This is a genomic window from Polynucleobacter sp. 80A-SIGWE (assembly GCF_018882295.1).
GTDB lineage: Bacteria > Pseudomonadota > Gammaproteobacteria > Burkholderiales > Burkholderiaceae > Polynucleobacter.
Genome location: NZ_JACVOR010000001.1, coordinates 638,947 through 662,719 on the forward strand (window position 1 = coordinate 638,947; position 23,773 = coordinate 662,719).

Genomic DNA, 23,773 nt, shown 5'->3' on the forward strand with positions numbered 1-23,773 from the left:
TTCTCGGCAACATATGGCCAAACCAATTTCTCTCGAAAAAATATTATTTAGCCAAGGATTTGGCACACGACGCTTTTGCAGCGATTTAGTCTATGCCGACCTAGTCAAGGTCAATGGTGTTTTGGCAGAAGATCCTGAAGAGCGGATTCCGACAGAGGGCTTGATGCTGAATGTGGAAGGCAAGGACTGGGAGTTTCATGAAAAAGCCTATATCGCCTTTAACAAGCCTCCAAACTATGAGTGCTCTCACAAAACTACGCATCATCCAAGCGTCTATAGCTTATTGCCTAAGCCCTTTGTAGAGCGAGGCTTGCAATGTGTTGGCCGCTTAGATTTTGATACTACTGGCTTAATTCTGATTTCAGATGATGGTCAGTTTATTCATAAGATGACCACGCCAAAAAAGAATATTGGTAAGGTGTATGAGATCACCACCCCAGAGCCTATTACCCAAAAACAGATCGACCACTTGCTCAATGGTGTTGTGCTGGATGACGATCCAAAACCTTGTTTTGCCACAGCGTGCAAACAGCTTGGCGAAAATATATTAGCAATGACTATCGTTGAAGGCCGCTACCATCAGGTGAAGCGCATGATGGCTGCAGTAGGCAATCATGTGGCCAAACTACACCGTACTGAAATCGGCCAATACCTGATGCCTGCGGATTTGGCTGAAGGTGAGTGGCGTTGGCTATACCCAGAAGATTTACAAAAATTGTCTAAAAGCGTGGATGCCCCTAGTGTCTAAGCCAAAGCTAGTTCCAAGCGATTTTGATTTTGAAAAAATACTGCCCGAGTGGCATGTGAACCTGAACACTCAAGAGTTAACTCGAGTATTTGAATTTAAAGACTTTAAAGATGCCTTTGAGTTTATGACGCTCTGTGCAGACTTTGCTGAAGAGCTGGATCATCATCCAGATTGGTCTAATTCTTGGAATAGGGTGTCAGTTCGCTTGAGCACCCATTCGATGAAAGCCTTGACTGAGCTGGATGTGGCCATGGCAAGCGCCATGGATCAATTTGCTCGTCAAGTCTCGGCTTAACTCTTTACTGAACTTCCTCGTCATCTTCATCTTCGGAAGTAATGCTCATGAGGATAGTTGCTAGCAGACCATAAACAACTTCTGTTGCGATCATGCCATCTTCATCAAGCTCGTCAATCAGATCATTAAGGCAATCTTCTGTCGGCTCATTTAAGAGTGTCATGGCGCATTCACACCCATAGTCAAAGTCTTCGTCGTTTTGGGTTTGAGTGTCGTTTGTCATATGGATCCTTTAAGTGATGATGCAGAATAGCAAATAAAGCCTCGCTAGCCCAGCTCTATTATTTCAGTAGCGCAAGAACTTCCTTGAAGACTGGATTTTGAGCATTCTTGAGCCATTCAAATCCCAGCATCTCTCCGGTGATGAGTCTAGCCCCGGCGTTTTGCAGCCGGTCTAGTGCGATTTGCTTGTCGAGCGCTCTGCGTGAGCCAACTCCGTCCACCACCACTGATACATCGTAGCCTTCATCGATGAGTTTAAGTGCTGTTTGCATTAAGCAAACGTGGGTTTCGCATCCCATCAAAATGCATTGCTGGCGATTGCTGGGAATTGCTGCAGTAAGACCATCAGCGCAGGCATTGAAATGCTCTTTGCTAATGGTTGTGCTGCAAAAAGACTTTATGGAATCGACATTGCTCCCTAGGCTAGTCGGATTCTGCTCCGTGCCGATAATCGGAATCTCGAGCAGTTGGGCAATCTTAGCGGTGCGGATGCATTGATTCAGTACTGCCTCACCTTGATCTATTGCGGGCATCAGGCGCCCTTGCAAATCGATCAAGATCAAGATGGATGAGTCTGAATGAATTTGATTAGATGTATTCATAGCTATTGAGTTCATAGATAAAGACTGACGGTTTTAAAGTCGGGGTCATCATCGAGATTGGTAATTTGAAAACCTAGATCAGAAACCAGGTGCAACATTTTGAGATTATTGCTTAAGACATAACCTAGCATTTCTTGCAATCCATTTTCTTTTGCATGTGTGATGAGGTCAAGCATCAAATGTGTACCAATACCATGTGCAGCATGGATATCACTTACGCTCAGTGAGAATTCACAACTACTTTTCTTGGGTGGCGTCACATAACGTGAAATTCCAACAATCTCATCCTCGCCTGAATGATTTTTAATGACTGCAACTAAGGCCATCTCTTTTTTATAGTCTAAATGCAGGATGTCATCCAGAAAATCATCCGGTAACTTTGAAATGGCATGTGCAAAGCGCAGGTAGCGGCTTTCGGGTGAGAGATGATTAAAGAGCCCAATAATTCGCTCTCGATCATCCGGCTGGATAGGGCGAATAAGGTAGTGCGACTTACTGTCAAGCGCATACGTCTTATTGGAAAATGAAATTGGTGTCTTCATCAGTTGGATATGGGCGAGGCTCTTTTCTTCAGAATACCTTTTTATAGCTACCCCCACAGTGTTTTAGCTCTAAAATGAGCTTTCACCCTATCGCACTTGGCAATTCCCCCATGATTTCTTTGGTTCAGGCTTTCAACGACCATTCCCTGCTCTTCTTCGTATTGGCGGTTCTGAGCGTCATCATTGTAGGAATCTCTAAAAGTGGGTTCGGTGCCGGCTTGGGGGTTCTTTCCTTACCGCTGATGGCAAGCCAGTCCAGCATCAATGAGGCTTTAGCAATTCTGCTGCCACTATTGATTGCAATTGATTTAGTGGGATTACGACGATTTCTCAGAAACGCCGATTGGAGAATACTAAAGTTAGTCTTATTACCGGCTGCGTTCGGAATGCTTTTGGGATACCTCTTCTTTTCTGCCATTACACCCAAAATCCTTTCGCTTTCCATCGGTATCTTTACCTTACTCTTTTTGATACAAAGCTTGGTGATCTCGCGCTTGAATCTTAAAGAAGCTAAACCATTTCCTTGGCTTGGAAGATTGATGGGGGGAGTTTCAGGTTTTACTTCATTTATTGCCCATATAGGCGGTCCACCAATCACAATCTATATGCTGAGAGAGAAGGTTTCACCAATGGTGTACACCTCAACATTGGGTATATTTTTTACAGTGATTAATTTTGGCAAATTAGTTCCATACGCCTATCTTGATTTACTGAACTTTAGTCAGTTAGCCACCTCAATACTCTTGCTGCCTTTAGTGCCGGTAGGGGTCTATCTAGGTTTTTATTTGGCCAAGAGGATTTCGGCTAAGTGGTATTACATCATTGTCCAATTTTTCTTATTGGTAGCTAGTATTAAATTAATTGCTGATGGCTTGCTGGCCTAAGTACAACCAAGAAAGATTTATGAATCACTCAATTCGGCTTAAAACGTGTTTGATCTTCGGGACTACTTTTAGCTTTGTATTTCCTGTTGGTGTTAATGCGCAGACATTCTCGCCCTATACTCCCGAGCAAATTCAAGAGTTTAATAATCAGCCGATTGCGCCGGTGGAGACCCCCTCAGGCCCGGTTTACTTAAACCCACCACCCGTTAGTCAGAAGCCGAAGGTTCCTTTTGATTCACGCTATGTCAAAAATCCAGATGGTGAAGAGCAGGCCGAAGCACAGGAGACCGAATCCGCTGCGCCTTTTGAGCCAATACCTGCCACCTTTACCTTCTAGAAAGACCTAACTGTTAATATTGCTTCTACATTTTAGAAAAGAGTTCCCATGAGATTACATTCCATTCGTTTAATTGCAAGCGCTGTATTGGCACTAGGCTTTGTTACATTGGCTCATTCCCAGAATACGCTGCCGATCAACGCGGCCGCCTCTGTTAATGGATACATTATTTCCAACGACCTTGTTGAGCAAGGTATTCAAGCAGCTTTGTCTCAAGGTCAAAAAGATTCTCCAGAGCTTCGCAAGGCGGTCTTGGCTAAGATGATTGAAATTTCCCTCTTGTCACAACAAGCTGATAAAGATGGCCTCGCAAATTCTGATAGAGCTAATAGTCAGTTGGCTATGATTCGTCAAAATTATTTAGCCGACTTAGAGCTATCTACTTATATGTCGAAAAATCCCGTCAGTGATGCAGATGTTCAAGCGGAGTACAACCGCGAGATTGCTTCTTTGGGTTCGCAGGGCATGATCGTGGAATATAAGGTGAGTGATATTGCTGTTGCTACTGAAGCAGATGCACAAGCTGCCTTGGCCAGAATTAAAAAAGGTGAGTCCTTCGATAAAGTGGCTAAGAGTGTTTCATTGGCCCCAAATAAAGTTCAGGGTGGCGCTGTAGGTTGGGTGCAAGCGGGTCAGACCTTGCCACAAATTGCCAGCGTTCTGACAACTCTTTCCAAGGGTCAGGTTTCTCCAGCGCCAATTCAGATGCCGCAAGGTTGGTATTTAATTAAGTTGGAAGATAAAAAATCCAGCAAGCCGCCAACTTTTGAGCAGGCTAAAGCCGCTATTCGTAATGGTTTGATGCAGAAGAAGCAGTTTGAATTCTTATCCCAATTGCGTCAGGGCGCTACTATCGTCGTACGTTAAATCAGGTCAAATGATTAAAAAGGGCGCCTGAGGGCGCTCTTTTGCATTTCTGGCAGTCTCTAGTGGTATTTCTCTATCTCCTTGCCAATCATTCGGGAGTAGATTGAAAAAATCACTGATTAACTAAGGGAGTGCAAATGAGCAAGAATCCATTTGATTTAGGTGCAATGGCAAATCAGAACAAGGGAATGAAAGCCGCCCAAGCAGTTGGTCAAGCCGCACTGACAAGCGCTCAGGAGATCGCCCAATTAAATCAGCGCGCCGCACAAGAGCTATCTTCTCGATTGCAGGCCAAAGTTGCAGAGCTCATGAAAACTCAGGATCCAAAGGCGGCCTTTGATTATGTGCATGCCGAGGTATTGCAAGATGCCGCAAAAGAGGTGGCCGACTATCAAGCCCAACTTTTTCAAGCTTTCGCCAGTGGAAATAAGGAGCTAGCAAAAATTGCGGAAACGATGATTAAAGAATCGCAACATGATTTAATTCATTTTGTGAATGAGGCCACTCAAAATGCTCCGGCGGGAACTGAGCCCTATACCTCGGTATTCAAAACCTCATTTAACAATGCGCTCCAGAATTTTGAATTGATCCGTGCGGCAATGGCAGACTCATTTGTAAGCTTTGAGAAGAGCGTAGAAAATATGAGTCAGTTTTCGTCAGTACAAAAAGGTAGCGCTACACCGAAACCAAAAAAGAAATAGCGCGTTTATAGGACTAGCTTAGCAATCATGGCATACAGAGGAATGCCTAAAATAATGTTGAACGGGAAGGTGATGCCCAGGGACATGCCCATATAGAGGGCGGGATTCACCTCCGGTAAGGCGTGTCGTAAAACAGCTGGCACGGCAATATAGGAAGCGCTTGAAGCAAGGACCATCAGCAAAATAGTATTGCCAAGTGGTAAACCTATCAACTTGCAGAGCGCCAATGCGATCAGAGCATGTGACAGTGGGGAGGCAATTGCATAGAGCAGGGTAATGGGCGGTTTTCCCTTCAAGCCTTTGATATTTCTGGCTGCCATTAAGCCCATATCCAGCAGAAAAAATGCGAGCATTCCCTTGAAAAGATCGATGGAAAAGGGTGCCATGAGTTTTTGACCCGCATCCCCACTGACTAAGCCAACCACCATGGATCCAAGCAGTAAAAGTTGTGCGCCATCGGTAAAGGACTCATGCAGTATTTTTGAGATCCCTGTTTGTGTAACTTCAGTTTGAGTTTGTTTTGCGTGTGCGGCCCTTGCTTTGTTTGCTAGCACTATTGCGAGGATGATCGCCGGAGATTCCATGAGGGCCATCGCCGCCGCCATATGGCCGCCATAACTGATATTGAATTGATCTAGGTATTGGGTAGCTGTGATGAATGTCACGGCACTGACAGAGCCATAAGTAGCCGCAACAGCTGCCGCATCAAATGCATTGAGTTTGGTTCTGAGGATTTGATAGCCAACGATAGGAATCAAGACTGCCAAAAATATTGCGAGGCCAAGAGAGAGGGCGATTTCTGTTGTAAAGCCTGATTTATGTAGTGCGAATCCGCCCTTGAGGCCCAATGCCATTAATAGGTAGAGCGATAGAAAGCGGGCAATGGGCTGAGGGATTTCCAGGTTCGATTTCACGGCGCCCGCAAATGCGCCAAATATAAAAAATAGGATTGCCGGATCTAAAAAATTTGCCATCGCCTAACGCCTGATAATTGCTTCTACTAGTGGGTGCTGAATTTTCTTCTCTGAGCGAATGGCATAAAAATATTCGTAGATATCCTCGCACTTACCAATCATTTCGATGTGATAAGTTTCTTGTAAGTCTTTCTTGATACTTTCTCCAGCTGGAAAGACTCCAAGGCCACTAGCTGCGAAGGTTTTTAGTAGGGCGCTATCCTCAAACTCCCCTGCAATATTGGGATTAATGCCATTTTCAGCGAACCATTGGTCTATCAAATGACGAACCTTCGAGTGAGAGGTTGGCAGAAGAATGGGTAACTCATTCAGGCACGCAGGAAAGGCTTTTTTAGATTGTTTGAGTAGTTTCTTGGGCCCAAACCATGCAATGGATGACTTGATTAATTCTTCACTGTAGACGTGAAGATTTTTGTTGATTGGAGCGGGTCTGTCAGCCAGCACGATATCCAATCTATGTAAGGCCAAGTCTGCTAAGAGATCTTCAAACTCACCTTCATGCGCAATCAGCTGCACATCATTTTTTTCTAGGATAGGCTCCAACAACTGCCTGGTTACCAGCTTGGGTAGGCCATCCGATACGCCAACTGTAATTTTGGTTTTAGGAGAGCTTGCTGCCTCCCTCACTGCCTCAGGCAAGCGCTCGCCCAAGAGAAAGATTTGATCTGCAATTTCTAAGGCGGCAAACCCAGATTCGGTTAAGGCGATACCCCGTCCAGCCGGCTTAAATAGTAGATATCCCAGTGATTTCTCTAATTCATGTACTTGGGCGCTAATCGTCTGGATCGCAATATTAAGGCGTTCGGCAGCCTTAGACATACTGCCTTCTTTGGCTACTACCCAGAAATAGTAAAGGTGACGGTAGTTATAGAGCATTTTGATTATCAGGTTTTTACGAAATTACTATCAATATATCTCTGCTTTTTGTTAAGTGCAAATCAGCCTAAATTAACCCCATGGAAATCCATGGAATTCATGGGTAATTAAATGAGGAGATGAAATTGGAACTATTTAGCCCCGAATTTTTTTCGGCTTTGCTGGCAATCATTGTGATTGACTTGGTGCTCGCGGGTGATAACGCCATTGTGATTGCGATGGCCGCTAGAAACCTCCCTGCCCATTTGCAGAAAAAGGCAATTGTCTGGGGCGCTGTCGGTGCGATTGCAGTCCGAAGCGCAATGACGCTATTGGTTGTCTACTTATTAAAGATCCCTGGTTTGATGCTGATAGGCGGCTTGCTATTGGTTTGGATTGCTTACCGCTTGCTAAATCCCGAGCAAGAGAATGATGAGCATGGCCAAGCATCCACCACTTTTTGGGGTGCTATGAAAACGATTGTGATTGCAGACGCCATCATGGGCCTAGACAACGTTCTCGCGGTGGCAGGCGCTTCGCACGGTAGCTATGTGCTGGTTGTCCTTGGATTGTTAATTAGCATTCCCGTGGTTATCTGGGGTTCAACTCAAATCCTCAAGCTGGTCGAGCGCTACCCTTCAGTTACCTACTTGGGGGCTGGCGTACTGGCATGGACAGCCGCAAAAATGATGATCTCTGAGCCTCTCTCTCAAGATTGGCTTGTCTCCCAGAGCCCCGCTTTGGAATACGTGATTCAAGTGGCTGTTGTATTGGGTGTATTAACTAGTGGGTTTATTAGAAGTAGGCGTGCGCTTGAAGGTGTGATTGCTCCTTCGGTTGTAGTTCCCGAGTCTGCAAATGTCGTTTTACAAGAGCAGTCCCCTAATTATGGAGAAAGCAAAATGAATAAAATTTTAATTCCTGTAGATGGTTCAAAAAATTCAGATATGGCAGTAAAGCATGCCGTGAAGACTTATGGGCAGGATCCCGGTGCACATTTTCACTTGTGCAATGTGCAGCCTACCTTATATCGCCACATCGGCAAATTTTTTAGCAAGCAAGATATTAATGAGTGGCATGCTGAACGTGCGGCACAGGCGGCAGCCTCTGCATCTGCATACCTTGAAAATCGCGGCCTAAACTTTTCCTTTGCTTATGTGTGCGGAGATAAAGGTAACGCCATTCGTGATGAAGCAGTGCGACTTGAATGCAATCGTATTGTGATTGGCACTTCAAAGCAAAACTCCCTGAGTCGTTTATTTGAAAACTCTACTACCGCTAAGTTGCTTGAAATCAGCGATATTCCAGTCGAGGTGGTAACAGGTAGCTCCTTGCCTGCACTTGAGCGTTGGGGTATTCCGGCTCTGGGTGCTGGCGCTGCCACTGCACTGATGGCTGTTGTGATCGATTAGTTTTAATCCAGCTGTTCTCTTTTATGCCCTCGTTCTGAGGGCATTTTTTTGCCCATCTATATTCAGTTAAATACTGAATTAAAGTCAATTAAATTCTGCTTTATTAGAAGTAAAGATTGTCCTATTCTGAGTCTGTGTTTAACAAAGGAGAGATGGCAATGAATGTGATCTTAGATGCGAGAGAAGAAGTTGAGTCGGAATTAAAAGTCTTCACAGAGAATCGGGTGAAGTTTTCATTAAAGCGGCTCTTTTGGATGGTACGAAAAATCAAGATTCAATATTCTGCAGTCCCGTCATCTAAGACGACTTGCAATCAACATTGCATGATTAGTTTAGAGACATTTGACCACCATCAAATCGAAGTGAGTATGACCGCAAGAGATAAACGGATGGCTCTGGAAATGTGCCTTAAGAAAATCTATAAGCTGATTCAGAAGGCGTTTCATAAAAGTCAAAAATATGGGCGATTTTCAAAACACGTCTACGTATGAGAAATTCACCCATAATTCAATTTATTCGTCATAAGTATGATCTAATTACTGTCATACACATGGGGAGTAGCCTGCTCAGTTTTCTGAGTCCCTTATGCCGACAATTCGACCTTTGGGTCCGGTATAAGGGTGATTCAATCTCAAGGCAAGACCATTTTAATTTTTATAAATGGTTTTCTTTTGAATTTGCTACACCAATCTTTGATACACCTACTCAAAACCGTGCTCAGATCCCTGATTTGGGGAATTTCTCGCCTATTTGTCGTCTCAGGGACGGATAATGAGAAGTCACATCTTTTTTCTAAAATTGTCGTAATGAATCGCTTAACGTCTGCATCGATACTGACCCTCTGCATCCTGCTCTCAGGTGGAGTTAGTGCGCAAGGTAAAAAGCCACTTACGCTCAATGAGTTGATTGTCATTGCATTGGAATCGAGCCCTCAAGTCTTGGCTGCACGAGATCAATCTAAGGCTATCAAAGGACAACTTTCTACAGCTCGCGCAATTCCTAATCCGGAGTTTGAGTTAAACACTGGCCAACAAAGATCGGTATCGGGCCCATTAACTACAGGTAATGTGTCATCGTGGTCAGTAACGCAACCTCTAGACATGCCCTATACCCGTTATCCCAGAGTGAATGCTGCTGAGGCGAATGTTCGGGCTGCGGATGCGACACGAATTGCATTCGAGATTGAAATGATTTCAAGAGTGCAACAGCGTTTTTATGAATTAATGCGTCGTGATGCAGAGCTAAAAGCTGCTGAAGAAGATTTGGGGTTAACGAAGCAAATTCGTGATCGCATGCAAATTCGGTATGACGTTGGCGAGACTGCTCGATTTGAATTAATTCGCGCACAAACTGAGTTCCTAAATGCGCAAATTAATACGGAATCTAGCAAGCTTAGGGTTGAGCAGGCTAAGGGGCAACTCAGGCAGGTGGTCGGACATAACTTGCCCGCTGATTATGAGGTGGTTTCTCAAATCTTCAAGATTGAGCCTTTACCCCCTTTACCAACCTTGCTCAGTGAGTTGCACTCGCAGAGTCCTGAGTTACAAAGAGCAAAAGCAGAGGTTGAGGCGACTGAATCTAGACTCAGTTTCGAGCAGAACTCTCGCTTACCAAAGCTATCCATCAAGGCACAACAATATAACGACCCTAACTTTACTGACCGCCTCTATGGTTTAGTGGTGAGCATTCCTATCTGGGACTTTAAGGGTGGTCAGATTGCAGAGGCGGAAGCCAATGCATCCAAAGCTAAGAATCAATTTAATGCACAAAGCCAGAGTCTGGAGCAGCAGTTAGAAACAGCATACAAGCTCTATCAAATGACTAGTTATCAGGTAAAGATTCTGGATCAAGATGTGGTTCAGTTGGCCTCAAGTGCACGACGGATTGCGGAGGTTTCTTACCGCTACGGCGAGCGGGGCATGCTCGAGTATTTGGATGCGCAAAGAACATTTAGAGTGGCTCGTAATGACTTAATTAAAGCGCGGTTTGATTTGGCTTCGGTTGTTACAGAGATTCAGCGTTTAAGAGCAACTCCGGAGTGGATTGCAAAAATTGAGAGTGGAAAGCAATGAAGCAAGAATTCATAGCAAAAATTGACAAATTAAAGGAGCTTTATGCTCGTTATAGGGCAGTGGCAAAGGTTTATGTTCAGAAATGGATTGCCATCGTCATTAAAACTCAGAACGACTGGTATGCACTGACCCATGAGTGGTTTAGTACGCATTTACCTCGCGTTGCTCAGCAATACGATAAGAGCCCTCAGTGGACGCAGAAAGGACTTTTTTACTTTCCTTGGTTTTGTTTATTTTTGATCATCCTAAATTACTTCAATGTGTTTGATCGTAGTCCAACCATTAAGTCGGTCCAGGATCCCAATATAGTTATTGTTAATGCCGATTTGCGCAAAATGATTACAGATGGCAATCTTTATACAGGCTCATTTGTTGAGGAGTTGCGAGCATCTGGTCGCATTGATTTCAACGAGCTCTTTTTATCCCGCATTGGCGCTAATGTCACGGGGCGAGTTTCTGAAATCTTGGGCGTTCCTGGTCAGATCGTAAAGCAGGGGGATATCCTCGCTAAAATTACATCAACTGAATTAACGCAATCCCAACTCGCTTACCTAAAGGCCAAGAGCGCCAGTCAGTTAGCTGATCAAGCTGCTAATCGGGCCAGAATTTTGTACAAAGAAGATGTGATCGCATTAGCTGAGTTGCAAAGACGTGAGTCAGAGGCTAGTAGCGCAAAGGCAGAATTTCGTGCGGCTAATGATCAGCTGAGAGTGCAAGGCATGGATCAGCCTAGCATTGATCGACTGGCTAAATCTGGTGTGATTGAATCCACCAATAATGTCATTGCCACTATTCCTGGCGAAATCGTTGAGCGCAAGATTAATAAGGGTCAAGTCGTTCAGCCTGCAGAAGCACTCTTTACGGTGGCTGATTTGAGTACTTTATGGGCCGTATCTGAAATACCCGAGAGTAACGCCTACTTGATTCACAAGGGGCAAAAAATTACCTTGATTATTCCAGCCCTTAGGAATGCCGAGGTTGAAGGTGTAGTTGCTCACGTGGACTCGATTGTGAATCCTCAAACACGTACGGTAGTTGTCAGAATGGAAGTACCCAATAAAGACAGTCTGATCAAACCTGGCATGTTGGCAACCATGATGATCGAAAGTCAGCCTACCGAGAGACTATTGGTGCCGGTAAGTGCTGTGATTCGTCAAGATAATCATGATCATGTTTTTATTCGCGAAGATGAAGATACTTATCGCATGGTCACTGTTAAATTGGGGCCAGAAGGGAAGGGCTATCGCCCTGTAATTTCCGGGCTTAAAGAGGGTCAGGAAATTGCTGTTAACGGTGCCTTTCATTTGAATGCCGAACGTAAGCGACAGTTGAGCGGTGGATAGATCTCATGATTGAGAAAATTGTTCGACTTTCACTTCAGCAACGTCTTCTAGTTGTCATTATTGCGCTCGTCCTTTTTGTAGCTGGACTATTGGCAACAAAGCGTTTGTCAGTCGACGCTTTCCCGGATGTCACCAACGTACAGGTGCAAATTGCCTCTGAGGCACCAGGACGCTCACCTGAAGAGGTGGAGCGCTTTGTCACGGTGCCAATTGAGTTGGGAATGACGGGCCTTCCAGGGTTAACAGAAATGCGTTCCCTGAACCGTAACGGCTTGTCTGTGATTACCTTGGTATTTACTGAAAAAACAGATTTGTATTTCGCTCGTCAATTGGTTACCGAGCGTTTGATTGAGGTGGCTTCCAAAATGCCGGAGGGTATTACTCCAGTAATGGCGCCTCCATCTACGGGGCTGGGAGAGATCTACCAATACACCCTAGACCATCCCTCCGATGGAGATAGGCAGCTAACAGTAGAAGAGCTCGAGGAACGTCGTACGATTCAAGATTGGGTTGTTCGTCCAATGTTGCGGTCTATCGCAGGTGTTGCGGAAATTAATACGCAGGGTGGTTTTGCCCGTGAATATCAAGTACTTGTTAATCCAGAACGATTGCGCCATTACCAAGTTAGTTTGCGCGAAGTGTATGAGGCACTTGCTAGAAATAATGCCAATTCTGGTGGTGGGCAGTTGCCTAGCTACGCAGAGCGTTTCTTGATTCGAGGCGTGGGATTAGTTACCAAGCCTGAAGATATCGGAAAAATTATTCTCAAAGAGGTTAAGGGGATTCCGGTTTACGTTAAGAATGTCGCGGAAGTGACTATCGGTAGTGAGGTTAGGCAGGGCGCCGCTATTAAGAATGGTTATACCGAGAGTGTTGCCGGCATCATTCAGATGATTCGTGGTGGTAATGCGCGAGAGGTAGTCAATCGCATTAAACAAAAGGTTGCCGAGATTAATGAGGGTAAGTTATTGCCTGATGGCCTGCAGATTGTGCCTTTTTATGATCGTACGGACTTAGTAAATGCTGCGATGTTCAACGTAGCAAAAGTGTTGATTGAGGGTGTGATCTTGGTGGTGATCCTGCTCTTCCTGTTCCTAGGTGACGTGCGCTCCTCTCTCATTGTGGTGGCAACCTTAATCCTCACGCCGCTACTGACATTCTTAGTGATGAACCGCTACGGCATTTCTGCCAACCTCATGTCGCTTGGAGGTTTGGCGATTGCAATCGGCATCATGGTCGATGGCTCGGTAGTGGTAGTAGAAAATACCTTTGCCAAGCTAGGCGAAAGACTGAAGACTGGTGAGTCAAAGATTCGTATTATTTTGGAGGCCGCTACCGAGGTTGGTACACCGGTACTCTTTGGTGTTGGCATCATTATTTTAGTTTTCATGCCTCTGCTATCTCTGGAAGGTATGGAAGGAAAGATGTTTGCGCCAATGGCTATTACGATCGCCATCGCACTCACTATTTCACTAATTCTTTCTTTCACCTTATCCCCAGTTCTTTGCTCTTACATCTTGAAGGGCGGAAGTGAGGATGACACAAAAATTGTGGCTCGTTTACGCGCACCATATGAGCGTTGGTTGCATTGGTGTCTTGCTAATCCAAAGTTAGTTGTCAAAAGGTCTTTAATAGGATTAGCAGCTAGTATTGTTGGATTTACCTTGCTTGGAAAAGCATTTATTCCAGTGATGCAAGAGGGTTCTATTACCCCAGTGATTGTGCGAGCCCCGAATATCTCTTTGGATGAATCCATTAAGTTGGAGTTTGAGGCGATTAAACGCATCATGACTATTCCAGACGTTCAGATGGCAGTATCTCGCCTGGGTAAAGGGGAATCCCCTGCAGACCCAGGTCAGCCTAATGAATCTGACCCGATTGTGACTCTCAAGCCCTTGGGTGATCGCAAGCTCAGCCAGGAAGAGATCGCGCAAGAGATTCGCGATAAGTTGAAGACCTTACCGGGGATTGAGCTCTCTATTTCTCAGCCAATTGCTGCGCGTGTAGATGAGATGGTTTCTGGTGTGCGCTCTCAAGTGGCAATTAAAATTTTTGGAGATGATATGGCTACACTCCAAAAGCTGGGCGCTCAGATCAGTCAAATTCTGACTAAGATGAAAGGTAGCAATGACTTGCGCATCGAGCAAGCCACCGGGCAAAATTATCTAAACATCAACATCAATCGCGATGCAATCGCTCGATATGGAATTAATGTTTCCGACGTGAATGATGTTATTGAGACGGCGATAGGTGGTAAGCAGGCAAGTACGGTGTATGAAGGGGAGAGACGCTTTCCTTTAGTTCTACGCTATCCAGCCCCATATCGGGATAAGGTTGATGCAATTGAAAACATTATTTTGCATTCACCTGATGGTGCTCAAGTCTTGATGCGTGACTTAGCTGATATTTCTTTGGTTGATGGCCCAGCACAGATTTCTCGAGAGTCTGGTAAGCGACGTTTAGTCGTTGGCGTCAATGTGGATGGTCGAGATCTTGGTGGATTCGTAAAAGAGGCGCAAAGTCTCATCGCTAAGCAGGTGGAGTTACCGCAAGGCTATAGCCTGGAGTGGGGCGGGCAATTTGAAAACATGGAACGCGCTATGGCTCGTTTGATGATCATCATCCCGATAACGATTTTGGCGATCTATTTCTTACTCTTCATGCTTTTTAAGTCGATGCGCTTGGCGGGTTTGATTATTTTGGTTTTGCCATTTGCTTCGATTGGCGGCGTGTTTGGACTCTTTATTACTGGAGAGTACCTCTCGGTTCCGGCTGCAGTGGGTTTTATTAACCTCTGGGGTATCGCTGTACTCAATGGCGTGGTGCTGATTTCGTTTATTAAGCAATTGCGTGAGAATGGCTACTCAATGGAAGATGCTCTACTGCATGGCTGTGGCCATCGCTTTAGGCCGGTCATGATGACTGCTTCAGTGGCGATGTTGGCCTTAGTTCCAATGCTCTTTTCTGGTGGACCTGGTTCTGAGGTTACTCGCCCATTGGCGGCTGTAGTAATCTCAGGGCTAATAACCTCAACCGCATTAACATTACTAGTACTCCCAGTCTTATATAGATGGTTTGAAGATAAAGAGGTGGAAGCATGATGGAAGTGAAGGCGGTCATTCGCCCAAATAAATTAGCTGCTCTCAGAACGGCATTATTGGAGACCCCAGGTTTCCCGGGGATGACGGTAACTAAAGTTGAGGGATGTAGCGCTCCCAATCGCACCGGTAAGTTCAATATCAAAGATGAGCTCACGGACTACTCTGCGAAAGTGAAGGTTGAAATTGTTTGCAATGATGAGGTTGCGCAGATTTTCATGGACCGGATTGTGACTATTTGCCAAACAGGTCAAGTAGGGGACGGTGTAGTTTGGTGTACTGAGGTTCCTAAAGCCTTCTTTATTGCAAAATCCACGCCATAAACAAGCATAAATTCAGCATATTTGAATAATCTGCCGGGAATCACAAAACAGCAGAAATTGTTAGAATGGACGGTGCCCAATCAGGGGTAAGTGCATCTAACAAGGATTGAATATGGGTGGTATTTCTCAGTGGGAGCAGCTCAACGTTGAGCTCACAGCAGCTCTTGGAAGCTCTGTTCATTTCGATACTGCTCACCAGGCTGTATACGCCTCTGAAGCATCGAACTATCGCCAAATTCCGATTGGGGTTGTTACCCCTAAAAATACCGAAGAATTTATAAAAGGTATCGAGATCTGTCATCGCAATAAGGCTCCGGTGCTGATGCGTGGTGCGGGCACCTCTATGAATGGCCAAACAGTGAATAACGCTGTGGTATTCGATATTTCCAAGTACTGCAATCACATTCTTGCTTTGGATCCGGCCGCTGGTAATGCGGTTGTTGAGCCGGGCGTGATTTGTGACTCCTTGCGCGACGCTGCTGAGTTGCATGGCCTAACTTTTGCCCCAGACCCATCTACCCATAGCCGCTGCACTTTAGGCGGTATGGTTGCCAATAACTCCTGTGGCGCGCATTCAGTGATGGCAGGAAAAACGCTTGAGAACACTGAGGCTCTAGAAATTCTGACTTATGATGGCGAACGTTTTTGGGTTGGCCCAACATCTGATCAAGAGTTGCAAGAAATTATTGCTGCTGGTGGGCGTAAAGGTCAGATCTACCAAGACCTGCTTACCTTGCGTGATCGCTATGCCGATTTGATTCGTGCGCGCTTCCCCAATATTAAGCGTCGCGTTTCTGGATATAACCTAGATCAACTCTTGCCCGAGAATGGCTTTAACGTTGCACGTGCATTGGTTGGTACTGAAGGTACTTGTGCACTTACTTTGGCTGCTAAGGTGAGATTGGTAAAGAGCCCTGCTAAGCGGGTAGTTTTGGTATTGGGTTTCGATGACATCTATTTGGCCGGTGATGCTGTTCCTGAATACCAATCCTTTAATCCCATTGCGATCGAAGGTTTGGATTACAAAATTATTCGTGGCTTGCAAGAGCGTAATTTAGCTAAAGCGGAAATTGATTTACTGCCCCCTGGAAATGCGTGGGTGGTTGTAGAGTTTGGTGATGACACGCTAGAAGGTGCTATAGCTCAGGCTGAAAAAGCACAAGAGTATTTCAAGTCTCGAACCAAGGGGCCCCAACCATCGACATGGCTCGAGCCGGATCCATTGGTGCAAAAGCGTATTTGGTCTATTCGTGAGAATGGGGCATCTGCTACCCATTTATCAATTGATCCGAACTCCCCTGACCCGGTAGTAGGCTGGGAGGATGCTGCTGTAGATCCGGCACGTTTGGGTGAGTATTTACGTTCATTCCAAGCGTTGGTGGATTCTTACGAGTATGAGACCTCACTCTACGGGCACTTTGGCGATGGATGTATTCATGCGCGTATTACCTTTAACTTGCGTTCTGCAGAAGGTGTAGCCAAATTTAGATCCTTTATTCGGGATGCGGCAACCTTAGTCGTTGCGTTTGGTGGTTCGCTTACTGGCGAGCACGGTGATGGCCAAGCCAGAGCAGAATTCCTCCCAATTATGTTCGGCGAAGAGTTAATGGGTGCGATGCATGAGTTCAAGCGCATCTGGGATCCACAGAACAAACTCAATCCAGGCAAAGTAGTGCACCCATATCGCGTAGATGAAAACCTCCGCATGGGTCCGGAATACAAAGTTGTGAATATCAAGACGCGCCTGAATTTCTTGAGCCAAGAAGGTAACGGCTTCCAGAGAGCAGTCGAGCGTTGCGTTGGTATGGGTAAGTGTCGTAGTGAAAAAATCGGCACGATGTGTCCAAGCTATCGCGCTACTAAAGAAGAACGCTTCTCCACTCGTGGACGCTCACGACTCTTTTGGGAAATGCTCCAGGGCGAAGTGATTAAAGATGGCTGGGAAAGTGAGGAGCTTAAAGATGCTCTCGATACTTGTCTCTCCTGTAAAGGTTGCAAGTCGGATTGTCCTGCGCACGTGGATATGGCGTCTTATAAGGCAGAGTTCTTATCTCACTATCACGAGACTAACAGCAGGCCACGTCAGGCCCTAACAATGGGTCGCATTGGAGATTGGGCGCCACTGGCGAGCAAGTTCTCATGGCTTATCAATGCGGTAATGCAAACGCCTGTGATTTCTACCTTTGCTAAATGGGTTGGTGGTGTGGCACAAGAGCGCACTTTGCCAAAGTTTGCAAACCAAACTTTCAGAAAGCAATTTGAGAAAGCAAAGGGTGTAAGTACTGGGCAGAAGAAAGTCATTCTCTGGGTAGATACTTTCTGCGAGCATTTCCATCCTGAGGTGGCTAATGCGGCAGTAGAAGTTCTGGCTTACGCAGGCTTTGAAGCAACCCTGCCAAAGACCCCGCTTTGCTGTGGCCGCCCTTTGTATGACTTCGGTTATTTGGATCTCGCCAAGCAAAAACTAGAGAAGATTCTGGATGCTATTGGAGATGAAATTAATGCAGATCCAAATTCACCGATTGCTGTAGTGGGTCTTGAACCTGGCTGTATGTCAGTCTTTAAAGATGAGTTGTTAAAGTTCTTCCCTCATGATCCAAGAGCTCAGCTCTTGGCGTCAAGCACCTATTTGCTTGGAGATTTCTTGCATGAGAAGGGCTACACACCACCACCTCTAGACTGCAATATCTTAGTTCACTCTCATTGTCACCAAAAGTCTCTCTTTGGTACAAAGGGAGATGTAGCTCTGTTGGCTGCTTTGGGTGCTAAGGCAAATTACATTGATAGTGGCTGCTGCGGTATGGCAGGATCATTTGGATTTAATCCTGAGCATGTGGAGATATCTAAAGCGGTTGGAGAATTGGTACTACTTCCAGCTGTCCGAGCCGCCGATCAAGAAACGATCATTCTTACTAATGGCTTTAGCTGCCGAGAGCAGATCGAACAAGAAACTGGCCGCAAGGTAAAGCATTTGGCAGAGCTTTTACTGATGGCGCATCAAGCAAAGTAACAAATTTACAACTTAAGATAAAGAATCCTCCGAGGGTCTATTCGGGGGATTTTTTATTTGCACCCCCAATTAAACGTATTGGCAATATGGGAATCTAGATATTGGGCATGTTGCTCAATCTAAGGCGTAATATGTACTTTAGTTAATTACATCACTTTCTGGAGCGCCTATGAGTCATGAAATCGCATCTTATTTGGACCCTAAAAATCTTGGTGCTTGGGGCACATACCTCGAACAGATTGATCGTGTAACTCCTTATCTAGGCCCGCTGACACGCTGGGTAGAGACTTTAAAGCGACCCAAGCGATCTTTAATTGTGGATGTGCCTATCGAGTTAGATAACGGCACGATTGCCCATTTTGAAGGGTATCGAGTGCATCACAATTTATCTCGAGGTCCAGGTAAGGGTGGTATCCGCTTTCACCCGGATGTCACGTTATCTGAGGTCACTGCTTTATCAGCATGGATGTCAATTAAAACTGCCGTTGTGAACGTCCCGTTTGGCGGCGCAAAAGGGGGTATTCGTGTTGATCCTAAAAAGCTATCTCAATCCGAGCTTGAAAGAATGACTAGGCGCTTTACTAGTGAGATCAATATGATGATTGGTCCTCAAAAAGATATTCCAGCGCCTGATGTCAATACCAACGAGCAAATAATGGCGTGGATGATGGACACCTATTGCGTTAATCAGGGTTACACCACCTCCGGCGTTGTTACGGGCAAACCCATTTCACTTGGTGGAAGTTTAGGTAGAAGGGACGCAACCGGTCGAGGTGTATTCGTAGTGGCTAGAGAGGCTTACGGGCAAATGAATCGTGAGCTCTCTGGAGCGCGGATCGCGATTCAAGGTCTAGGCAACGTTGGTGGTCATGCTGCTCGTCTATTTGCTCAGGCTGGTGCCAAGGTGGTGGCGATCCAAGATCACTCTGGTGCTTTATATAACCCCAATGGCTTCGATGTAGATGCCTTGCTTGATCATGTTTCGCTTGCCCGTGAGATTAACGGTTTTCCTGGTGAAGCTATCACCAGTCAACAGTTTTGGTCATCACCATGCGATATCTTGATACCAGCCGCATTAGAGTCTCAAATTACTCCCGCAAATGCTGCGAGTATTCAGGCGAAATTGATTGTGGAGGGTGCGAATGGGCCTACGACACCAGAAGCGGATGACATCTTGAGGGATATGAATATCACTGTTGTGCCTGATGTGATTGCCAATGCTGGTGGTGTGACTGTAAGTTACTTCGAGTGGGTACAGGATTTTTCTAGCTTCTTCTGGACTGAGGAAGAAATTAACAATCGCCTGGATATCTTAATGGTCGATGCCTTCAAGGGTATTTGCGATGTAGCTAAGAAACATGATGTGAGCTTGAGAACTGCTACCTTTATTGTTGGGTGCGAACGTATTCTGAAGGCTAGGCAGATGCGGGGTTTATACCCTTAATGATGCGTGGGAAGTTGCCCATTTGAAATGAAAAAGCCCCGAGTGATTCGGGGCTTTTCTACTTTCAGGGTGCTTTGAAGATCTTATGATCGAATCAAATAATCAAATGCTGAGAGCGATGCCTTAGCGCCTTCACCCATGGCAATGATGATTTGCTTGTAAGGTACAGTAGTGCAATCCCCTGCAGCAAATACACCTGGCATAGACGTCTCTCCTTTAGCATCAATAATGACCTCGCCGCGAGGGGATAAATCAATGACGCCTTTGAGCCAATCAGTATTTGGCAATAAACCAATTTGCACAAAGATACCTTCAAGGGCAATGTCATGCATCTGGTTATTGGCACGATCTTCATATCTCAAGGTAGTTACTTTGCCATCCGCGCCCAAAACCTCTTTACTCAAAGCATTGGTAATGATGGTTACGTTAGGCATGCTATTTAATTTCTTTTGAAGGACTGCATCAGCACGTAACTTGGTGTCGAATTCAATCAAGGTGACATGACTGACAATGCCTGCCAAATCAATTGCTGCCTCAACCCCAGAGTTTCCCCCGCCGATTACTGCTACACGCTTGCCCTTGTAGAGGGGGCCATCACAGTGTGGGCAGTAGGCTACACCTTTACCGCGGTACTCTTGCTCGCCCGGCACATTCATTTCGCGCCAGCGTGCACCAGTACTTAAGATGACGGTCTTACTTTTCAGAACTGCGCCGTTTTCTAGGGTGATGGCAATTTCTTCGCCAGTCTTGCTTAAGCTCTTAGCAGTTTGCAAGTTCATGACATCAACTTCGTATTCCTTCACGTGCTGCTCAAGCGCCATCACTAATTTAGGGCCTTCAGTTTCTTTAACAGAAATGAAATTTTCAATGCCAACAGTATCAGCAACTTGACCGCCGAATTTCTGAGCTACTACGCCAGTTCTAATGCCTTTACGAGCAGAGTAGATCGCTGCTGAGGCACCTGCTGGACCACCGCCAATAATTAAAGAATCATAGGCATCTTTAGCGTTTAATTTTTCTGCATCGCGGGCTGAAGAGTTAGTGTCTAGTTTGGCGGCAATTTCTTCAACACTCATACGACCTTGACCAAAGACTTCCCCATTCAGAATCACGGTAGGTACAGCCATGATTTGATATTGATCGACTAAGCCTTGAAAGAGGGCGCCATCAATCATTTCATGTTCGATATTCGGATTGAGCGCAGCCATGAGGTTCAAAGCCTGAACAACATCAGGGCAGTTGTGGCATGACAAAGAGATGAAAGTCTGAAAGCGCTTCTTGCCTTCTAAGCCTTTGATGCTATCAATAACATCTTGCTCAACTTTAGGCGGGTAGCCGCTTGATTGCAAAATAGCCAAGATGAAAGAAGTCATCTCATGACCCATTGGTAGGCCTGAGAATGTAATCCGCGCAACTTCATCAACTTTAGCTACAGTAAAGCTAGGAATGTTTTTGCTGCTACCAGAAGTCTTTACTGTGATCTTGCCAGATTGCTCGGCAACCTCATTCAATAACTCCAGCATCTGGGCGGACTGGGTGCTGTCGTCCAAAGTAGCCTCTAAAACAATCGGACTTTCAATTTTTTCAAAATAGGCCTTGAGCTGTGCCTTGATGTTTGCATCTAACATGATGTGTTCCTTGGTATTTAATCCTGATGAGTCTATTGGGCAGGGCTTCTGCTTCTCATCCTGCCCAATAGACTCTCCGAAGAGAGTCTATTGATTGCTAGTTACTGCTGACTTCTATGATTAGATCTTGCCTACGAGGTCTAAAGATGGAGTCAATGTAGCTGCGCCTTCTTTCCACTTAGCTGGGCATACTTCACCTGGGTGAGCTGCTGTGTACTGAGCAGCTTTGAGCTTACGCAATGTCTCAGAGATATCGCGAGCGATTTCATTTGAGTGAACTTCAGCTGTTTTGATAACGCCTTCTGGATTGATGATGAATGTGCCGCGCAATGCGAGACCTTCTTCTTCAATGTGTACGCCAAAACCACGTGTCAATGTATGAGTTGGATCGCCAACCAATGGGAACTTAGCCTTGCCTACAGCAGGTGAAGTCTCATGCCATACTTTGTGTGAGAAATGTGTATCAGTAGTAACGATGTATACCTCTGCGCCCATCTTCTGGAATTCTGCATAGTTATCAGCTGCATCTTCAATTTCTGTTGGGCAGTTGAATGTGAATGCTGCTGGCATGAAAATCAATACTGACCATTTGCCTTTGAGAGTCTCATCGGAAATAGTTACAAACTTACCGTTGTGGAAAGCTTGGGTCTTGAATGGTGGAACTTGCGTGTTAATTAGTGACATAGGTTTCTCCTGTAAAAAATAAAATAGTTGATTCACAACAGGAACCATTCTAGAGACTATTTATTTATTTGCATAATGAATAATTTAGATATTAATGATCTATTTATTAGATAACTAATGGGGGCTCAATATAAGCCCAAATCGAAGCTTTTGACTGCTGGAATTTGATTGGGCTTCACTTGGAAGAATCAAAAGCACCCGTTATAAACTGGACCTATGACCCCTATCTTGTACTCTTACCGAAGATGCCCATATGCAATGCGGGCTCGTATGGCATTGAAATATGCTGGTATTCAGGTTGAGCACAGAGAGATTGAGTTAAGAAACAAGCCACATTCAATGTTAATTGCTTCACCTAAGGGCACTGTGCCAGTTTTATGTGCTGATGGACTTGTGTTGGACCAAAGCTTGGATATCATGCGCTGGGCTTTAGATAAGTCTGACCCAGATGGTTGGAGGGAAGTTGATAAAGGGGTCTCTCAAGCGTGGATTGAGAAAAACGATGGCCAATTTAAAGTGCTGCTAGACCAGTACAAGTATCCAAATCGATTTCCAGATCTGAGCCAAGGGGATGTTCTCAATAGCGCTATAGAGCTCATGCTCAAGCCCATGGAGGCGGCACTGCAATCTAGCAAGTATTTAATGGGCAACAAGATGTCTTTGGTGGATATAGCCATCTTTCCATTCATCAGGCAGTTTGCTGCAGTCAATCCAGAACAGTTTGATGCTTTGCCATTTTCCTCAGTCAAAACATGGCTAAATCAACAACTTGAGTCAGACCTATTTAACTCCGTGATGGATAAACACCCAACCTGGCTTGATTAATATTAGCGGGCGAGAATGACTTCATCCATTCATTTCTTGCCTTACTTTGTTATCTGCAAATAAGGCGCATTGGATATGGAAATCAAGCCTTGATAGGGGTTACTAAAAGTCAAGGAGATGATGCAAAGCGGTGTGATGATGGTGAGAGTTGAGATGAGCATTGCTAGTATCAAAGCCTTGGGCTTAGATGAGTGCGTGAAGGCAACGGTTATCAGCACCAAAACACCTAAAAATAGTAATGCATACCAGCGAATAGGATGGACGTCGATGGTGGCATAGGCTAATCGAGTTTCTCGGGAGGTATTAACTAAATTGAATGCGCTTAATAGCGCTTTAGATTCCGCCTTATCCGGGAGCATATTTGCTGCTTTAAATGTAGTTGCTCTCAAGGTGGTAAATTTTTCATCCGCTTCTGCTGATATAGATCGACTTTTGGATAATGTTTTCCACTCGTCATGAATGATGGACTGTGTATATTCCTTTGCGGCTCCAGGCAGATCAATTTCCTTGGGGATTGGGATCGAATTAGCAAGGCTAATAATGTTGAGGATTCCCTGACTCTCGTTTTTAATAGCCTTAGTGGCGATACTATAGTTATCCCAGATAGATGTTGCGAGTAGGGCGGCAGTCAGTGAAAACAGCACAGCAGGAAGGCTAAAGAAGGGAGCAACAATCCCTTCATATTGTCCAATGAAGTGTTTGTTCTTTGGGTGAATAACAAGCCAAACAATCAGAATGGAAAGGCTTGTGAAGCCGATCAAAAGCGCTAGGATTAGGGTAGTGTCGCTTTGGAAAATTAAGTTTTGCAATTTGCACTCTTTTGAATGGGACGCATTATGTATGAAGCTATGTAATCAGTGTAGTTGATTTCATGGCGATCGGAGCTGCGTTTCATTTGGCCAAAAGA

General features: G+C 45.2%; 22 protein-coding genes and 1 pseudogene. 15 read left to right on the forward strand and 8 right to left on the reverse strand.

What is annotated here, in order from left to right:
• Positions 1–13 precede the first annotated feature (13 nt).
• Positions 14–748: a pseudouridine synthase gene (locus ICN25_RS03405; RefSeq protein WP_216179024.1), complete on the forward strand. Its 735-nt coding sequence runs from the start codon at positions 14–16 to the stop codon at positions 746–748.
• Positions 741–1,043 carry a 4a-hydroxytetrahydrobiopterin dehydratase gene (locus ICN25_RS03410; protein WP_216179025.1) on the forward strand — a complete coding sequence of 101 codons (303 nt, stop codon included), beginning with the start codon at positions 741–743 and terminating at the stop codon, positions 1,041–1,043. The genes ICN25_RS03405 and ICN25_RS03410 overlap by 8 nt, the downstream gene beginning before the upstream one ends.
• A gap of 4 nt (positions 1,044–1,047) precedes the next feature.
• On the opposite strand, the gene ICN25_RS03415 is transcribed toward ICN25_RS03410, so the two are convergent.
• The 3 genes from ICN25_RS03415 to ICN25_RS03425 are packed head-to-tail and all read right to left on the reverse strand — an operon-like array spanning position 1,048 to position 2,409.
• Positions 1,048–1,266, reverse strand: coding sequence for a hypothetical protein (locus ICN25_RS03415; protein ID WP_046329638.1), 219 nt, complete (start codon positions 1,264–1,266; stop codon positions 1,048–1,050).
• Positions 1,267–1,324: 58 nt separating this feature from the next.
• The gene (locus ICN25_RS03420) at positions 1,325–1,867 is read right to left on the reverse strand and encodes an isochorismatase family protein (protein ID WP_216179026.1); all 543 of its coding nucleotides are present in this window, start codon (positions 1,865–1,867) and stop codon (positions 1,325–1,327) included.
• An 11-nt stretch (positions 1,868–1,878) separates the two neighbouring features.
• Complete coding sequence (locus tag ICN25_RS03425; protein ID WP_216179027.1) at positions 1,879–2,409, reverse strand: GNAT family N-acetyltransferase; 531 nt, start codon at positions 2,407–2,409, stop codon at positions 1,879–1,881.
• 74 nt (positions 2,410–2,483) lie between these two features.
• On the opposite strand from ICN25_RS03425, the gene ICN25_RS03430 reads away from it, so the two are divergent.
• The 4 genes from ICN25_RS03430 (at position 2,484) to ICN25_RS03445 (ending at position 5,198) form a co-directional block, all read left to right on the forward strand.
• Positions 2,484–3,293 (forward strand): sulfite exporter TauE/SafE family protein, encoded by an 810-nt coding sequence (locus ICN25_RS03430; protein WP_216179028.1) that lies wholly within the window; start codon positions 2,484–2,486, stop codon positions 3,291–3,293.
• A 19-nt stretch (positions 3,294–3,312) separates the two neighbouring features.
• On the forward strand, positions 3,313–3,630 hold the full coding sequence (locus ICN25_RS03435; RefSeq protein ID WP_255536661.1) for a hypothetical protein: 318 nt from the start codon (positions 3,313–3,315) through the stop codon (positions 3,628–3,630).
• A 48-nt stretch (positions 3,631–3,678) separates the two neighbouring features.
• Positions 3,679–4,497, forward strand: coding sequence for a peptidyl-prolyl cis-trans isomerase (locus ICN25_RS03440; protein ID WP_216179030.1), 819 nt, complete (start codon positions 3,679–3,681; stop codon positions 4,495–4,497).
• Between the two features lie 137 nt (positions 4,498–4,634).
• Positions 4,635–5,198 (forward strand): phasin family protein, encoded by a 564-nt coding sequence (locus ICN25_RS03445; RefSeq protein WP_216179031.1) that lies wholly within the window; start codon positions 4,635–4,637, stop codon positions 5,196–5,198.
• Between the two features lie 5 nt (positions 5,199–5,203).
• Here the strand turns inward: ICN25_RS03445 and ICN25_RS03450 are convergent, their stop codons facing one another.
• Together ICN25_RS03450 and ICN25_RS03455 are read right to left on the reverse strand one after the other, a co-directional pair.
• Positions 5,204–6,172: a sodium-dependent bicarbonate transport family permease gene (locus ICN25_RS03450; RefSeq protein ID WP_216179033.1), complete on the reverse strand. Its 969-nt coding sequence runs from the start codon at positions 6,170–6,172 to the stop codon at positions 5,204–5,206.
• Positions 6,173–6,175: 3 nt separating this feature from the next.
• Positions 6,176–7,048 (reverse strand): LysR family transcriptional regulator, encoded by an 873-nt coding sequence (locus tag ICN25_RS03455; protein ID WP_216862858.1) that lies wholly within the window; start codon positions 7,046–7,048, stop codon positions 6,176–6,178.
• Between the two features lie 119 nt (positions 7,049–7,167).
• Here ICN25_RS03455 and ICN25_RS09935 point away from each other — a divergent pair.
• The 8 genes and pseudogenes from ICN25_RS09935 to ICN25_RS03490 all read left to right on the forward strand — a co-directional run.
• Positions 7,168–7,836, forward strand: a pseudogene (locus tag ICN25_RS09935) (TerC family protein); the annotation flags it as partial.
• 93 nt (positions 7,837–7,929) lie between these two features.
• Positions 7,930–8,439, forward strand: coding sequence for a universal stress protein (locus ICN25_RS09940; RefSeq protein ID WP_255536686.1), 510 nt, complete (start codon positions 7,930–7,932; stop codon positions 8,437–8,439).
• Between the two features lie 806 nt (positions 8,440–9,245).
• Positions 9,246–10,511: a TolC family protein gene (locus ICN25_RS03465; RefSeq protein WP_216179036.1), complete on the forward strand. Its 1,266-nt coding sequence runs from the start codon at positions 9,246–9,248 to the stop codon at positions 10,509–10,511.
• On the forward strand, positions 10,508–11,854 hold the full coding sequence (locus tag ICN25_RS03470; RefSeq protein ID WP_216179037.1) for an efflux RND transporter periplasmic adaptor subunit: 1,347 nt from the start codon (positions 10,508–10,510) through the stop codon (positions 11,852–11,854). Before ICN25_RS03465 ends, ICN25_RS03470 begins: the two co-directional genes overlap by 4 nt.
• A 5-nt stretch (positions 11,855–11,859) precedes the next feature.
• Positions 11,860–14,955 (forward strand): efflux RND transporter permease subunit, encoded by a 3,096-nt coding sequence (locus ICN25_RS03475; RefSeq protein WP_216179038.1) that lies wholly within the window; start codon positions 11,860–11,862, stop codon positions 14,953–14,955.
• Positions 14,952–15,275 carry a P-II family nitrogen regulator gene (locus ICN25_RS03480; RefSeq protein WP_216179039.1) on the forward strand — a complete coding sequence of 108 codons (324 nt, stop codon included), beginning with the start codon at positions 14,952–14,954 and terminating at the stop codon, positions 15,273–15,275. The genes ICN25_RS03475 and ICN25_RS03480 overlap by 4 nt, the downstream gene beginning before the upstream one ends.
• Before the next feature lie 112 nt (positions 15,276–15,387).
• Entirely contained in the window at positions 15,388–18,285 is a 2,898-nt protein-coding gene (locus ICN25_RS03485; RefSeq protein ID WP_216179040.1) for an FAD-binding and (Fe-S)-binding domain-containing protein, read from the forward strand.
• A 169-nt stretch (positions 18,286–18,454) separates the two neighbouring features.
• Positions 18,455–19,729, forward strand: coding sequence for a Glu/Leu/Phe/Val dehydrogenase (locus tag ICN25_RS03490; RefSeq protein ID WP_216179041.1), 1,275 nt, complete (start codon positions 18,455–18,457; stop codon positions 19,727–19,729).
• An 83-nt stretch (positions 19,730–19,812) separates the two neighbouring features.
• On the opposite strand, the gene ahpF is transcribed toward ICN25_RS03490, so the two are convergent.
• Positions 19,813–21,357, reverse strand: coding sequence for an alkyl hydroperoxide reductase subunit F (gene ahpF, locus ICN25_RS03495; protein WP_216179044.1), 1,545 nt, complete (start codon positions 21,355–21,357; stop codon positions 19,813–19,815).
• A gap of 120 nt (positions 21,358–21,477) precedes the next feature.
• Complete coding sequence (ahpC, locus tag ICN25_RS03500; protein ID WP_216179045.1) at positions 21,478–22,041, reverse strand: alkyl hydroperoxide reductase subunit C; 564 nt, start codon at positions 22,039–22,041, stop codon at positions 21,478–21,480.
• A gap of 216 nt (positions 22,042–22,257) precedes the next feature.
• Here ahpC and ICN25_RS03505 point away from each other — a divergent pair, with 216 nt between their 5' ends.
• Complete coding sequence (locus ICN25_RS03505) at positions 22,258–22,866, forward strand: glutathione S-transferase (protein ID WP_216179047.1); 609 nt, start codon at positions 22,258–22,260, stop codon at positions 22,864–22,866.
• A 41-nt stretch (positions 22,867–22,907) separates the two neighbouring features.
• Here the strand turns inward: ICN25_RS03505 and ICN25_RS03510 are convergent, their stop codons facing one another.
• Positions 22,908–23,675, reverse strand: a complete 768-nt coding sequence (locus ICN25_RS03510; protein ID WP_216179050.1) for a DUF4239 domain-containing protein — start codon at positions 23,673–23,675, stop codon at positions 22,908–22,910.
• Between the last annotated feature and the right edge of the window lie 98 nt (positions 23,676–23,773).

Excerpts from the sequence above, each read along its gene's own strand:
- ICN25_RS03465 (WP_216179036.1), top strand. The coding sequence starts at position 9,246 with ATGAATCGCTTAACGTCTGCATCGATACTGACCCTCTGCATCCTGCTC.
- ICN25_RS03490 (WP_216179041.1), top strand. The coding sequence starts at position 18,455 with ATGAGTCATGAAATCGCATCTTATTTGGACCCTAAAAATCTTGGTGCT.
- ICN25_RS03445 (WP_216179031.1), top strand. The coding sequence starts at position 4,635 with ATGAGCAAGAATCCATTTGATTTAGGTGCAATGGCAAATCAGAACAAG.
- ICN25_RS03420 (WP_216179026.1), bottom strand. The coding sequence starts at position 1,867 with ATGAATACATCTAATCAAATTCATTCAGACTCATCCATCTTGATCTTG.
- ICN25_RS03435 (WP_255536661.1), top strand. The coding sequence starts at position 3,313 with ATGAATCACTCAATTCGGCTTAAAACGTGTTTGATCTTCGGGACTACT.
- ICN25_RS03475 (WP_216179038.1), top strand. The coding sequence starts at position 11,860 with ATGATTGAGAAAATTGTTCGACTTTCACTTCAGCAACGTCTTCTAGTT.
- ICN25_RS09940 (WP_255536686.1), top strand. The coding sequence starts at position 7,930 with ATGAATAAAATTTTAATTCCTGTAGATGGTTCAAAAAATTCAGATATG.
- ICN25_RS03430 (WP_216179028.1), top strand. The coding sequence starts at position 2,484 with ATGAGCTTTCACCCTATCGCACTTGGCAATTCCCCCATGATTTCTTTG.
- ahpC (WP_216179045.1), bottom strand. The coding sequence starts at position 22,041 with ATGTCACTAATTAACACGCAAGTTCCACCATTCAAGACCCAAGCTTTC.
- ICN25_RS03505 (WP_216179047.1), top strand. The coding sequence starts at position 22,258 with ATGACCCCTATCTTGTACTCTTACCGAAGATGCCCATATGCAATGCGG.
- ICN25_RS03480 (WP_216179039.1), top strand. The coding sequence starts at position 14,952 with ATGATGGAAGTGAAGGCGGTCATTCGCCCAAATAAATTAGCTGCTCTC.
- ICN25_RS03470 (WP_216179037.1), top strand. The coding sequence starts at position 10,508 with ATGAAGCAAGAATTCATAGCAAAAATTGACAAATTAAAGGAGCTTTAT.
- ahpF (WP_216179044.1), bottom strand. The coding sequence starts at position 21,357 with ATGTTAGATGCAAACATCAAGGCACAGCTCAAGGCCTATTTTGAAAAA.
- ICN25_RS03450 (WP_216179033.1), bottom strand. The coding sequence starts at position 6,172 with ATGGCAAATTTTTTAGATCCGGCAATCCTATTTTTTATATTTGGCGCA.
- ICN25_RS03405 (WP_216179024.1), top strand. The coding sequence starts at position 14 with ATGGCCAAACCAATTTCTCTCGAAAAAATATTATTTAGCCAAGGATTT.
- ICN25_RS03455 (WP_216862858.1), bottom strand. The coding sequence starts at position 7,048 with ATGCTCTATAACTACCGTCACCTTTACTATTTCTGGGTAGTAGCCAAA.
- ICN25_RS03425 (WP_216179027.1), bottom strand. The coding sequence starts at position 2,409 with ATGAAGACACCAATTTCATTTTCCAATAAGACGTATGCGCTTGACAGT.
- ICN25_RS03415 (WP_046329638.1), bottom strand. The coding sequence starts at position 1,266 with ATGACAAACGACACTCAAACCCAAAACGACGAAGACTTTGACTATGGG.
- ICN25_RS03440 (WP_216179030.1), top strand. The coding sequence starts at position 3,679 with ATGAGATTACATTCCATTCGTTTAATTGCAAGCGCTGTATTGGCACTA.
- ICN25_RS03485 (WP_216179040.1), top strand. The coding sequence starts at position 15,388 with ATGGGTGGTATTTCTCAGTGGGAGCAGCTCAACGTTGAGCTCACAGCA.